The organism is Desulfogranum marinum (assembly GCF_963675105.2).
GTDB lineage: Bacteria > Desulfobacterota > Desulfobulbia > Desulfobulbales > Desulfobulbaceae > Desulfogranum > Desulfogranum marinum.
This window is the reverse complement of sequence record NZ_CAXXRO010000004.1, coordinates 1,343,341-1,356,549: the sequence shown is the minus strand read 5'-3', so window position 1 is coordinate 1,356,549 and position 13,209 is coordinate 1,343,341. Positions and strand designations below refer to the sequence as shown.

The 13,209-nt window shown below is 47.0% G+C and carries 11 protein-coding genes; 2 read left to right on the top strand and 9 right to left on the bottom strand.

The features are described 5' to 3' along the window. Positions 1-230: 230 nt before the first annotated feature. The 9 genes from ACHZCY_RS14770 to dnaG form a co-directional block, all read right to left on the bottom strand. Positions 231-959: a biotin--[acetyl-CoA-carboxylase] ligase gene (locus ACHZCY_RS14770; RefSeq protein WP_319549423.1), complete on the bottom strand. Its 729-nt coding sequence runs from the start codon at positions 957-959 to the stop codon at positions 231-233. Positions 960-1,077: 118 nt separating this feature from the next. Beyond that, on the bottom strand, positions 1,078-1,323 hold the full coding sequence (locus ACHZCY_RS14765) for a dissimilatory sulfite reductase D family protein (protein ID WP_205221470.1): 246 nt from the start codon (positions 1,321-1,323) through the stop codon (positions 1,078-1,080). 73 nt (positions 1,324-1,396) lie between these two features. After that, positions 1,397-2,536, bottom strand: a complete 1,140-nt coding sequence (gene dsrB, locus ACHZCY_RS14760; protein WP_319549422.1) for a dissimilatory-type sulfite reductase subunit beta — start codon at positions 2,534-2,536, stop codon at positions 1,397-1,399. 58 nt (positions 2,537-2,594) lie between these two features. Beyond that, a complete protein-coding gene (gene dsrA / locus ACHZCY_RS14755) occupies positions 2,595-3,881 on the bottom strand; it encodes a dissimilatory-type sulfite reductase subunit alpha (protein ID WP_319549421.1) in 1,287 nt (428 codons plus the stop codon). A 211-nt stretch (positions 3,882-4,092) separates the two neighbouring features. Next, positions 4,093-5,703: a glucose-6-phosphate isomerase gene (locus ACHZCY_RS14750; protein ID WP_319549420.1), complete on the bottom strand. Its 1,611-nt coding sequence runs from the start codon at positions 5,701-5,703 to the stop codon at positions 4,093-4,095. Between the two features lie 11 nt (positions 5,704-5,714). After that, on the bottom strand, positions 5,715-6,386 hold the full coding sequence (gene rpe / locus ACHZCY_RS14745) for a ribulose-phosphate 3-epimerase (protein WP_205221466.1): 672 nt from the start codon (positions 6,384-6,386) through the stop codon (positions 5,715-5,717). Between the two features lie 144 nt (positions 6,387-6,530). After that, positions 6,531-7,649, bottom strand: a complete 1,119-nt coding sequence (dprA, locus tag ACHZCY_RS14740; protein WP_319549419.1) for a DNA-processing protein DprA — start codon at positions 7,647-7,649, stop codon at positions 6,531-6,533. Between the two features lie 4 nt (positions 7,650-7,653). Next, positions 7,654-9,207, bottom strand: coding sequence for a sigma-70 family RNA polymerase sigma factor (locus ACHZCY_RS14735; protein ID WP_319549418.1), 1,554 nt, complete (start codon positions 9,205-9,207; stop codon positions 7,654-7,656). A gap of 249 nt (positions 9,208-9,456) precedes the next feature. Further along, positions 9,457-11,244, bottom strand: coding sequence for a DNA primase (gene dnaG / locus ACHZCY_RS14730; protein ID WP_319549417.1), 1,788 nt, complete (start codon positions 11,242-11,244; stop codon positions 9,457-9,459). 247 nt (positions 11,245-11,491) lie between these two features. Here dnaG and ACHZCY_RS14725 point away from each other — a divergent pair, with 247 nt between their 5' ends. Together ACHZCY_RS14725 and ACHZCY_RS14720 are read left to right on the top strand one after the other, a co-directional pair. Beyond that, positions 11,492-12,217, top strand: a complete 726-nt coding sequence (locus ACHZCY_RS14725; protein ID WP_319549416.1) for a hypothetical protein — start codon at positions 11,492-11,494, stop codon at positions 12,215-12,217. Between the two features lie 6 nt (positions 12,218-12,223). Then, positions 12,224-13,177, top strand: a complete 954-nt coding sequence (locus ACHZCY_RS14720) for a calcium/sodium antiporter (RefSeq protein ID WP_205221461.1) — start codon at positions 12,224-12,226, stop codon at positions 13,175-13,177. The last annotated feature ends 32 nt before the right edge of the window (positions 13,178-13,209 follow it).

Here is a 13,209-nt window from a genome sequence, read left to right as displayed (position 1 = left end):
ATACTATTTGTTACTATAATAGCCGACATAGAATGACGCCGCGGCTACATGTTCTAAAAATTACAGTAACTATTCAGCAGCACCCCAACGCTTCATGATCTGCCCGCCTAGCATACCGGTGTATAGCTAATAGTCAGGTGGTGAACATTTGGAACACTTCTGGCAAGTTACAGCTTGGGGTAGATTGACACTTTCCAGATCTTCACGGAAAAGTTACAAATCAAAACTATCTACAGAGGCCTAAGTTGTCCGCCAACAATCTGGTGGAGCTTACCCTGACTATCTATTACCTTATAACAGCCACTGTCTGTTATTCCGTCTCCAGTTCCACATACAACCTGCTGTTGTGCAACATACTCAACCGGACGCCGGTAAAGGTAATCATAGTCCTGCCATTGATCGAGGACAATTTGTGGTTCAGAAGATAATGTACGAATATTGTCTAAAATTTGGCCAACTATTTTTTCGAGCAGAACTTCTAAAGAAAAAGTTAAATGAGTGTGCTCACGTACGGTCGTCACTATTGACTGAATTTCTGAAGGATAATCAACAAGGGTAGTGTTGATATTCAAGCCTACACCAATTATGACATAGGGGAGGTGGTTGCTATCAACAACCTCCGATTCGCAGAGAATGCCGCCCAGTTTTTTCCCAGCAACATAGATATCATTTGGCCATTTAAGTGTTAGCTCCAGCCCGGTTTCAGCAACCAAACAGCTAGCACATGCAACCCCGGTAGCCAGTGTTATTAGCGGAAGATGTTTGGTTTGCAACAGAGGTTGAAAGAGGATTGTAAAATACAGTCCTCCTTTAGGTGAACTGAAAATTCTTCCATATTGCCCTTTTCCTCCTGATTGCTGCTGGGCAACTAACAGTAATGGTTCATCAGGCGTTGACCGTATTAACTGCTTCGCATAGCTATTTGTTGATGCGATATCATCAATGTGCAGAATCTTCATTATCAGATAAATAGAAATTTGTTATATAGCTTCACTATCCACAGCCTCCCCCTCCCCAAAAAAAAAAGCAGAACCTTAAAGGCTCCGCTTTTTTCACTTACAAAGGGAAAGATAAAAACTAATTAATACCTTCAGCTCCCTCTTCGTCTTTGATTCGGTCAGGACGAGCATACATGGTGGTTGACCCTGAAGACCAGAACATCAACTCACCTTTCTTTACCAAATCATTAGCAACATTCTTGATTTGTCGCGGCTTTGCATCAGGATCACATTTATAAAAATCCTTAACATATAACTGCGGCTTAGGCGATTTGGTTGCCTTTTCAATAATTGCAGCTTCCAGTTCTTCTAGACTGAGTGCCATGATAGACTCCTTACCAATATAAAAAGGTCAAAAAAACGATCGGCTCTGAAAATCAGAGCCGATCGCGTAAAATTTACTTCGTGTACGCAGCGGTATGGCTGGTGTACTTGAATTGAGTGGTTGTTCTCCAAGTGTCGTATGCCAACCGGTAATCATCTACAGATTTATCGGTGAAAGGAATACCTGTTTTCTCGAAGAATTTTTCCCAACCAATACGCTCAGCCCACTCACCTACACGCTCATACTTCTTAGCATCTTTCGCATAGGCTTCGAGAATGTCGCGAACAACCTTAACAGTCTCCGGCCAACGTGGAGTTGTGTTCGGCAGGAATGGTACAACCAACTTGGAAAATTTCGGTGCAGACTTAGCGTTGGAAACCTTACCACCAACGAGAATCGCGATACCGTCACCTTCAGGATCAGCAAGAGGCATTGCAGGACACATGGTGTAACAGTTACCACAGAACATACAACGTTCGTTGTTAACTTTTACGGTCTTGATCTCTTCACCATTTACTTCAGCTTTGGCAGGTTTGATGGCACCAAGCGGACAGGAAGCGATGGCCAGCGGAATCTCACATACGCCTGTGATACGTTCGTTATCAATCATCGGTGGTGTACGGTGAATACCAAGGATTGCGATATCAGACGCATGAACAGCACCACACATATTCAGGCAGCACGCCAAGGCGATACGAACCTGTGCCGGCAAGGTCATAGCACCGAAATATTCGAACAGGTCATCCATAACAGCCTTAACAGGACCGGATGCATCTGTTGCAGGAGTGTGACAGTGTACCCAGCCCTGCGTATGAACGATGTTGGTTACACAAGCACCGGTACCACCAATTGGGAAAGAATTGCCATATTCTGCAATAGTTGCCTTCAAAGGCGCAACCTTGTCTTCAGAATCTACCATGAACTCGACATTGTTACGAGTGGTCCAACGAACGAATCCGTCACAATGCTTGTCAGCGATGTCACAAATATCGCGAACATAGCTCACGGTCACCAAGCGAGGGGTACCACAACGTACGGTAAAAACCTTATCGCCTGTTTCACTTACATGAACCAGTACGCCAGGCTCTAAAATCTCGTGATAAAGCCACTTGCCTTTATTGTTCTTGATTACCGGAGCCAGCATGTCTCCGTAGTACTTCGGTCCTAAGTCGGTAATGCGACCTTCCATAGGATTTTTAGGATCGTAACCCATTGTATTGTCTCCTTATAATATACGTCTCAATTCGGTTATAGGCTCAGTTGGGACTCAATTACATTGCGTGACGCTTTCTGAATTCTTTAATGTCACGGTCCCAGCCGCCAGGTACTTCTTCTTCTTTCCAGAAGACATATGGGTTGGAACGTGGCTCTCTCACGTGCTGTGGCAGAGGCTCAATTTCCATAACACTCAAGAATGTCGGCAGACCAACACGTTGCATGGTTTCACCAACACGCTCACGGTTTTTACCAACTTCCATCCACCAGTCCCAAACCTTCTCAATAACATCGATAACATCTTCGAAATCGTTTTCTTTATTGATTGCGATAAACGGAATAACCAAGGTAGAAAACTGTGCACCATCCAAAATAGGAGCCTTTGCACCGATAAGAATGCTTGCACCTTTCTCTTTACCTGGGCGCAGAGCACGTGGCATAACGTTGATGCAATGCATACAACGGGTACATTCAGCGTCATCGATCTTCAGCTCATCACCTTCCATCCACATACACTGGGTTGGACACAGATCGAAAACTTCTTTCTGGATGTCAAATGGACCCCAGTCACCGCCTTTATGGGCACCACCGTTTACAGGATAGCCTTCTTCACCATTGACATAGGCCTTAACTGCTGCCTGGTCAATCTGGATCTGATCTTTCCAGGTACCTACAACGGAGAAGTCAGAGCGGGCAACGGCAGCAACGCAGTCATTTGCACAACCGGAAAACTTAAACTTAAACTTATAAGGGAATGCAGGGCGATGGATCTCATCCTGATAGTGCTGGGTCAGGTGATTACATACTTCCTGGGTATCATAACAAGACCACTCGCAGCGGGACTCACCAAGACAGCAGGCAGGTGTACGCAAGTTAGAACCGGAACCGCCAAGGTCCTGTCCCAAATCATGGGTCAGATCCCAGAACAGTGGCTCAAGATTTTCGGTACGAGTACCGAGAAAAATCATGTCACCGGTGGAGCCATGCAAGTTGGTAACACCGGAACCATATTTTTCCCACAGATCCATCAGAGCGCGCAGGTTTTCTGTGGTGTAGTAGAGGCCGGATGGCTGAGCAATACGAACGGTGTGAAAATGCTCAACACCAGGAAACTGAGCAGGAACGTCGGAGTAACGTCCAACGATACCACCGCCGTATCCGAAAACACCTACGATTCCGCCGTGTTTCCAGTGAGTAATCCTGTCTTTGTATGAAAGCTCAAGCTGACCAAGAATGTCCCAGCACTCCGGCTTTGTCTCAGCCTGTCGCTTGAGGTCGGTGACGAAACTCGGCCATGGACCTTTTTCCAGTTCGTCCAGTAGAGGCGTTTCATGCTTTGCCATCAGTGTTCCTCCTAGAATTATGTGGTTATATTACAACCGGTAAAAAGTAATAAACTAATCAACAGTTAAGCGTTGACACGGAATAAGAGCGGACAATACAGTATTGAATGCTCATTCATCTGAGCGACAATAAACGGAGGACAGATCTTTGTCAACAAAAAACCTAACCCGCTGTAGCACCATCAAAATAACGACAATTTTCGCCAGGCAATCATACCATGCCTGCTATTTTCAACAGGGTGTATTCCACAGTCTTTTCCTCATTATTTGCCTTATCATCACTATCTTGCAGTGCCATTTGTGCCAATAATTTTTCAGCTAGCACCTTGCCCAACTGTACCCCTTCCTGATCAAACGAATTAATGTTCCAGCAAAATCCTTGGAAGGCTATTTTGGTTTCATACATCGCCAATAGCCGACCCATTGTCTCGGGGTTCAGCCTGTCTGCCAGTAGAATTGAACCTGGCCTGTTTCCAGAAAACCGCTTGGCCGGATTTTCATTCCCTCTACCGGTAGCCATTGCCAGCGACTGGGCCAACATATTTGCAACCAATTTCTGCTGAGAGGTTGTCCCGGCAACGGTTATGTCTTTGCCGTACTGGCAGGTGCGAAACCCTATGAACTCCACAGGCACGATTTCCGTTCCCTGATGGAGCAGTTGGTAAAAAGCATGTTGCCCATTGGTACCAGGTTCACCCCAGATTACAGGCCCTGTTTTCCATTGTACGTCAGCTCCCGTCCTGGTTACTGATTTGCCGTTGCTCTCCATATCACACTGCTGCAAATGGGCTGCAAACCTTACCAATGCCTGGCTGTATGCAAGGACAGCGACTGTTGGGTAACCGAGAAAATTCCTGTTCCATATACCCAGCATCGCCATCAGCAATGGAATATTATTTCTTATGTCACGTTGTTCCGCTGCAATATCGACCTCATTGGCCCCGCGCAAGATATCAACGAATCCTTCATACCCCAGAACAAACCCAAGCGTTACCCCGCCGACCATCGACGTTGCAGAATACCTGCCCCCGACATAGTCGTACATGTAAAATGAAGCGAGATAATTATCCGGATCATCCATTGGACTCCCTTTACCCGTCACCGAAAGTACATGCAGTGCGGGATCAAGACCTGCAGTTCTCAAAGCTTGACGCACCAACTTTTCATTGGTCAGGGTTTCAAGGGTAGTCCCGCTTTTGGAAACCACATTGATCAACGTCCGTGATAAGTCAACTCCACCCAGTATCTCTGCGGAGTCGTCGGGGTCGACATTAGCAATAAATTCGGCATCCCTTCCGGGGACCCGATAAGGCTTCAACGCCAGATACACAGCCCTGGGGCCAAGATCAGAGCCACCAATCCCAACCTGGATCATGGTGGTAAATTTTTCACCCTTTGCATTGGCAATTTCGCCGGTACGAACAGCTTCAAGAAACTGTTTGAGTTTAAACAATTCCTGTTCAGCCTCCTTGGATGCTTTTTCTGCATAACGGGATGTGGTAAAAATATCGCGGCAGGCTGTGTGCAGAACCTGCCTGTTTTCACTTTCATACCCCTTGATGGCATTCATGACCGCGCCACTCTTCATGGCAAGGAATTGGTCCACCAAACCAGCCTGATCGGCTAATTCCTGCAGCGCGTCAAGCACCTTGTGCTCGACGCGCTGGCCGGCGTATAAAAAATCAAATCCATTTGCCGAAGCACGATACTTTTGCAATCGTTCAACAGTTAGTCCATGAGGACCACTCAAGTCGTGAGGATCTGCAGCCAAGGCTGACAAAGTTGCAACTGCAGGTAGTTGATTGAAATCTTGGTACTCCATTTCTCCCCCCTTTAATTATCGTGAGAGGTTGCCAGAAGTCGCAACTCATCTATAACAGCAGCGTAGTTCTCTTTGCCGTAAACAGCAGAACCGGCAACAAAAATATTTGCCCCTGCCGCTGCTACCCGCTCTATAGTAGCAGGGCTGACCCCACCATCAACTTCGATTCCGGCACCTGAATTCACTTTATCAAGAGCAGCTCGCAGAGCGGAGATCTTCCCAAGACTGGATTCGATAAATGATTGGCCGCCAAATCCTGGGTTTACACTCATCAGCATCACCAAGTCAACCTCCTCCAAAACATACTCCAAGGTGGTCAAAGAGGTTGCGGGGTTGAGCACCGCCCCAGCCTTCTTCCCTAACGCTTTAATTGCAGCAATAGTTCGATGTAAATGCGTGCAAGCCTCCACATGAACGGTTATCCAATCTGCTCCCGCATCGCTGAATGGCTGTATATACTGATCAGGATTACTTATCATGAGGTGTACATCTATTGGCAGACTGGTTACTTTCCGAACAGCTTTTACCACCATCGGTCCCATGGTGATATTTGGCACAAAATGACCATCCATTACATCAACGTGAATGACATCAGCACCGGCCTGTTCAACCGCCTTTATCTCATCGCCAAGCCTTGTAAAATCAGCCGAAAGAATAGAGGGGGCTATCATTGTTGATCGCATTACAGATTCCTATAAAATAAAATTGTCCATGAGCTGTGGAGTGCCGACAGCTACTCTTCAATACGGACCAGACTACCGTAAATAAAATCAAATGAGAAGCAAAACGACCAACCGGAGACAGCTCCCCCGCATTTCTCATCCGGGCTACACATTTTTTTCGTATTGCTGTCCAGGGAGCTGCCGCACCAGCCCTTTGAGTTCAAGCTGCAGAAGCAACATATGAATTTCATTGGTAGTCAATCCTGACACCCTGGCCAGGGTATCTATATCCACAGGATAGACATCAAGAAAAGACATCAACACCTGTTCCGCCTCACTTTCCATTCCGCCTTTTTTTTGCTGCGTAGTTTTGGCGAAACCACTCCCAGCGTCCAATAACTGCAATTCAACCAGGATATCGTCAACTCCCTGCACAAGATGTGCTCCTTGCTGAATCAACCGATGACAACCACTGCTTTTCACTGAATCAATACGGCCCGGCACTGCAAATACATCACGACCCTGATCCAGTGCCAGACGCGCTGTAATAAGCGAGCCGGACTTTTCCGTAGCTTCAACAATTATAACGCAGATGGCAAGGCCGCTTATAATTCTATTGCGCGCCGGAAAACGAAATCCCTCGGGTTTACTCGCCAGCGGATACTCAGAAAGGAGTGCACCATGTTCGGCTATTTCGGCGAACAGTTTTTGATGCGATTTTGGATACGTTACATCAATACCACAGCCAAGAATAGCTGCAGTTTTACCTCCAACCTGAAGAGCACCCTGATGTGCAGCAGCATCAATACCGTAAGCCCCCCCGGAAACGATGGTCACTCCATGATCGCTCAGCCCACAAGCCAATAACTGACTGACCCTTTTCCCATACTCCGTGGCAGCCCGAGACCCAACTATGGCAACAGCTGGTGCTTTAAAAATAGAAAGATCTCCTTTGCAATACAACAGCAATGGCGGCTCTTGAATAGTACGAAGCGATGCCGGATAATTGCTGCACTGGAGGGAGAAGAGAGAAATATTTTTTTGAGTCAGAAGGTGTAACTCGGTAGCTGCCCGTTTTTTGGCAGCATCAACGCAGGAAGTATCAGAGAGTCGACGACAAAGTTCAGGTCCCACCCCTGCAACCTGCTGTAACTTATCGCCGGCCTGCAAAACAGCAGCAGGTGATCCAAAATATTGAATAAGCTTATTGGTGAGCGCGCACCCAAGGCCGGGTATAAAGCCAAGCGTCAACCATTCCTGGGCGAGCGGGCAAATCTCCGCCACGCGTTTAATCGCTCATAAAGGCCTGCAAATCGCCACTTCGTGACGGGTGACGAAGTTTTTTTATGGCTTGCGCCTCAATCTGCCTTATGCGTTCTCTGGTGACGGAAAAACACTGGCCGACCTCCTCCAGCGTATGATCACACCCTATCTCTATCCCATATCGCATTCGTAGAACTTTTTCCTCGCGGGGGGTCAGCGATCCCATGACTGTACAGAGGCAACGTTTCAGGCTCTCGGTGATGGAATTTTCCTGCGGATCGGGATGAGCATGATCCTCAATGAAATCACTGAGCATGGCATCCTCTTCATCATTCACCGGCGCATCGAGGGAAATGGCGTCTTTTGCTGTTTTTAAAGCCACGTTGACCTTATCGACATCAGTACCTAATTGTTCCGCCATTTCTTCCGGAGTCGGCTCACGGCTTTCCAGCCGCTGAAAATCTTTGGAAAAACGTAGCATCCGGTTGATGGTTTCGATCATATGAACAGGCAAGCGGATGGTACGCCCCTGATCTGCGATGCCCCGAGTTACAGACTGCCTGATCCACCACGTAGCATAGGTGGAAAATTTATATCCACGCTTGTAGTCGTATTTCTCAACCGCCTTCATAAGCCCTATATTGCCTTCCTGAATAAGATCGGGAAGCTGCATGCCACGATTGAGGAATTTTTTAGACACAGAGATAACCAGTCGTAAATTACCCCGAACCAGCGCCTCCTTGGCTTGCTTCGCAATCTCTCTACCAAGCTCAATATCTTGCTGCACCTCTGTAAAAGCTGCCCAGCTTACGCCGATAGTCTCCGCAAGCTCCAAGGTGACTCGTCGCTCGATTTCCGCCGGAGAAACCTCGATGTTACGCCCGGACTGTGAGACTTCCCTTCTGGCAGCGAGTAGCTCACGTTGCTGCGCGACCACCCGGACTCGGTTGAATTTGCCACTTAACTCCTTCACGGCATCAGCGACAGAGAGCAATCCTTTTGAGCACAGGCGATACTCGCGAAAAAGGTTGGAGATATTCCATCCTGCCTGGATGATATCTGCCAATATCTGCTGTTCTGCTTCTGCACCGTTTGCATTATTTTTCAGTTGAACAAAAAGCCCCCTTCGCCTCCCATCTATTTCATTGGCCACTTCAACCTGGTCAAGAAATGAATTGCGAATTTCTTTCAGCCTGTCCGGATCATTCTCAGACACGCCCCTGATAACCGTGTTTATTCGTAGACTGCCACGCAGAATATTTTCAGCGATATCATTGAGTGCGGTAATGCCAAGAGTCAGACGCAAAACAGCGTACTGAATTTTCGATTCACCTTCCTCCACCATTTTGGCAAGTTCAATTTCCTCTGCCTGACTCAGCAGACGCTGACTCCCCATCTCACGAAGGTAAATGTTCATGGGGTCAATACTCGTCCCCTCGCCACGCCGGTCAGAACTCCGTCGGTCTTCGCCGGAACGTCTGTCCACGCGTTTTCGCCTATCTTTCACTACTTTTTTAACCGCTTTTTGCTCATCTTTAGCATTAAGACTACCCTTTGCTAAATCTTCTTCACTACTCACATGCGTACTCTCCATTACCTCACCCCAAGATAACAATCCAAGTTATGAAAAAGAAGCCTTGACCACGCAACCTTTGAGAAAGCAATAAAAAAATGCAACATCAACCAGATAGAAACATGCATCTTCACGAACCCACAACTACCTGATTACACAACGTTATCCGAAAAAGATTACTTCTTCCCAATTCAACCTTGCAATAAATACAATTTTGTAAGCTACCAGATTTTCACATTTTTTCAACAGGTTATATCAGTACCCCGTCCTTTTTTTCTCAGCAATCATCTTTTTTTGTAAAAGCTCCATCAATAATCCCATATCGCCTTTTTGCTCAGCTTCCTTGATTTGTTCTTGAAGGCGAAGGCCCTCCTCCTGATCAGAAGTAGTTTTAAGCCATCGTACCAACTCATGCAGCATGCCTTGCACGATCTCATTATTCATTTCGTTGCCGGCGCTACCTCCCTCCATAAGCAATTCAGCAACATATTGGCGCTCCTCCCCTTCGACCAACAGTGTCAGCAACTGCTCAGGAGAATGGCTCCCCTCTTCCTGCAGTCTCTGTAGCAAAACCACAATACGCTGGGAGATATCTCCTTTCACTACTTTTCCCATGCCTGCCTCCTGCAGTTGTTTCAGGTATTCCGGATAAAGAATAGCGAACTCTATCAACTGACGTTCTTGGCGGGGCAGGTCGAGAAGCCCTCCTTTTGCGGAAACCGTTTGCACAACAGTCCGCTCCTTGGTCTTTCCACTAATAAACTGGCCAGGGTCAAGACCCAGTTTCTCGCTGAAATGGGCAACCATAAGCGCTTTCTGCGAGACATCTGCAGCTTCTTCCAGTACGGGTTTCAACTCTTGAATAATTCTCCCTTTCCCGCTGAGGGTCAGCCCGTGCCGCTCAACAAGTGTATCAAAGAAAAATTCTGCCAGGGGACGGGCAGCCTCTACGTATTTTATTATTCCGGATCGCCCTTCTTCTCTTACCAGGCTATCAGGATCCTGCCCCTGGGGCAGGACGGCAATACGGCACTCCAACTGCTCTGCCAGAAAAAAAGGAATACTGCGCATCGCCGCCTTCAGCCCGGCGGCATCTGCATCAAAAAGTAAAACTACCTCCCTGCAGTACCCCCTGAGCGTTTTGACATGGTGCTTTGTCAACGATGTGCCCAAAGGAGCTACGGTGTTGTCTATTCCATGAACAGCAAGCAGCAGCAGATCAAAATTCCCTTCTACAACCAGCGCGGTTCGAGCTTTACGGATCGCCTCTTTATGCTGGTACAACCCGAAAAGAAGTCGATTTTTTTCAAACACAAGACTTTCTGGGGAATTCATATACTTAGGTTTCCCTTCGCCAATAATGCGCCCGCCAAAGGCAACCACTCTGCCGGTCATATCGAGTAGAGGAAACATGATCCGGGAACGAAACCGGTCATAGAAACCTCCTCTGTCTTTCTCGACAGCCAGCCCAGCTTTTACAATCACCTTGTGCGACAGTGAACGCCTTCGCAGTGTATCTGTTTGGTAAGTCCACCCGACTGATTCCGCAGACGGAGCAAACCCAAGTCTGAACTTCTCCACAAAGGCATCAGGAACACCTCTCTGCTCAAGATACTTCCTGGCGGCAGCTGCTCCCTCCCCGCCGGCGAGGCAGCGTTGGTAAAGATCTACAGCCGCCTCGTTAACTGTATACAAGGCCTCACGCTCTTGAAGCCGTTTTTTATCGGCTTGGCTCATATCCTTTTCCGGCAAAGCAATCTGATACTTATCAGCCAAAGTTTTCAGTGCTTCCGGAAATTCCATATGATGGTATTTCATAATAAATGAAAACACATCACCTGATTCACCGCATCCAAAGCAGTAAAAAAACTGCCCTTGGGGATTGACGGAAAAAGAAGGTGTCTTTTCGGAATGAAAAGGACAAAGACCAACAAACCGGGTCCCGGCTTTTTTTAAAGTCACATACTCGTTGATCACCTCAACGATATCTGCCGTTTCTCGGACTAAACTCTTGATATTACTCTTGATACTATCACTGACCATAGCAAAACTAGCGACGCTCCCTGGTTCCGTAGAAAAAAGTCTTCACGGCACAGTAGATTTCTTTTAAATTAATGAATATCTATTAAACACATTTTGAGAAGTTGAGCCTACCTGATACTACGGTTCCGGCCTTGAAGCTGCATCAAAGTGCCTGACAAAAAATTTCTTAATGCACAAGTAACCATCAATCGGCAAGAAAATAAACGCGCTCCACAGAATCTCTTTTTCAATTCCGTTACCAGCTCTCATGAATGAACTTGACCAAATCCTTTCCCTGGAATTTAAAAAAGAGGTTGCAGATCGCTACTTTGGGTTTCGCAAACTAATCGAAGATGATATCAAAGCCTATAATGAGCAGCTTCTCGTCTCGTTCCGTCACCTCGAACAGACAATCGGCCTTGATCTTATACGGCTCTACATCCTCCTGAAACATCCAAATTTGATTGAAAAATTCTTTAAACTTACAGGCCTTGAAGATAACATTTTTTTTGATCCCTACTTGCTGGAATCACCAACCATCAAAAAAAGGGTATTCTATGGTTATCACAGCAAAGGGTTAACAAAGCGAAAACGATTTACCCATCTCTTCCTGCAAATCTACAAGGAACTCGATCAATACCTGGAGAGCTATGATTATACCTTGCAAAAACTTATCAGTGAACAGGAAACCATCACAGAAGAAATCAAACTTTTTTATAAAAATAACGACTTAAGCTCTATCCTGGGATTCTTCAGAAACCTTGACTCAGGTGGGAGTGCGCCATCAGTTGCTGCTACCGGCGAAACTCAGGCGGAAGGCGATGCACGCCTAGCCCGCAAGATGCGCGTCCAGCAACCTCAAGCGGTTGATAAAGTTTTACCTACAATGAAGCCGCTTAAATCCTTTAAAAGTATCAAGTCACCTCTTATACAACTCATCCACCAAGCCTTTGAGCAACAGGGGCGACCGGACATACAGCACCTCTGCAATTAACTTCATATGGACCAATTCCCATCGCTTTTTTCCGCACTGGCAGCAGTGATCACAGGTCTGCTCATGCTCGTTGCGGGGGGAGAATCTCTCGTTCACGGCGCAACCCGTCTCGCACAACGGCTCCAAATGCCGGCCTACCTCATCGGCTTAACCGTGGTCGCCTTCGGCACCTCTGTACCGGAACTTTTCATAAGCCTAACGGCCTCGCTCCAGGGACACCCCGATATTATGATCGGCAACGTCATTGGCAGCAATATTGCCAATGTGGGGCTCATAATGGGAACCTGCGCCCTTCTCGCCCCACTCTGCATGAACCTCAAAGAAGTATGGACAGAGCTGTTGATTGTCATTGCTGCCAGCATTTTCCTCATTTTCTGCAGCGGGTACGGTGTGTTCCCCCGTATTGTGGGTATGATGTTTATCATCACCCTGACAGGCTACACTTACTTGACATACGCCAACCATAACAATGGCGTCTCGAAGGACAAAAAAGGACAACAAAAAACCTCATTACGGTACGTGCACCTTTCCATCTTCCTTTTCATTCTTGTTGGGCTTGGTTTATTAGCGTTTGGAGCGACGGTTTTCATCCAAGGCGCTGTCAGCGTTGCCAGATTTTTTCATGTCAGTGAACTGGTTATAGGCTTAACCCTGGCAGCGGTTGGAACATCCCTGCCGGAACTTGCCGCAAGTATTGCGGCTCTTCGTCAAGGGGAAACAGCACTGCTTATCGGCAATATTATCGGTTCCAATATGTTCAACCTGCTGATGGTACTGGGAGTGACAGGCCTGATCAAACCATTTGCGATAGAGCCGGAACTTTTGCGGCGAGATCTTCCGGTTATGTTTGCTTTTACGATGATCATTATTCCAATACTTCTCAGGGATGGTACAACCAAACGATGGCATGGAGTTTTACTCCTCTGCGCTTATACCGGATACTGTGTAAGCCTTTTGTAATCCTGAACGGGCAGAAGAGCCAGCAGTTGCTT

Excerpts from the sequence above, each read along its gene's own strand:
- dnaG (WP_319549417.1), bottom strand. The coding sequence starts at position 11,244 with ATGGTCAGTGATAGTATCAAGAGTAATATCAAGAGTTTAGTCCGAGAA.
- ACHZCY_RS14725 (WP_319549416.1), top strand. The coding sequence starts at position 11,492 with ATGAATGAACTTGACCAAATCCTTTCCCTGGAATTTAAAAAAGAGGTT.
- ACHZCY_RS14770 (WP_319549423.1), bottom strand. The coding sequence starts at position 959 with ATGAAGATTCTGCACATTGATGATATCGCATCAACAAATAGCTATGCG.
- ACHZCY_RS14720 (WP_205221461.1), top strand. The coding sequence starts at position 12,224 with ATGGACCAATTCCCATCGCTTTTTTCCGCACTGGCAGCAGTGATCACA.
- dsrB (WP_319549422.1), bottom strand. The coding sequence starts at position 2,536 with ATGGGTTACGATCCTAAAAATCCTATGGAAGGTCGCATTACCGACTTA.
- rpe (WP_205221466.1), bottom strand. The coding sequence starts at position 6,386 with ATGCGATCAACAATGATAGCCCCCTCTATTCTTTCGGCTGATTTTACA.
- dsrA (WP_319549421.1), bottom strand. The coding sequence starts at position 3,881 with ATGGCAAAGCATGAAACGCCTCTACTGGACGAACTGGAAAAAGGTCCA.
- ACHZCY_RS14765 (WP_205221470.1), bottom strand. The coding sequence starts at position 1,323 with ATGGCACTCAGTCTAGAAGAACTGGAAGCTGCAATTATTGAAAAGGCA.
- ACHZCY_RS14750 (WP_319549420.1), bottom strand. The coding sequence starts at position 5,703 with ATGGAGTACCAAGATTTCAATCAACTACCTGCAGTTGCAACTTTGTCA.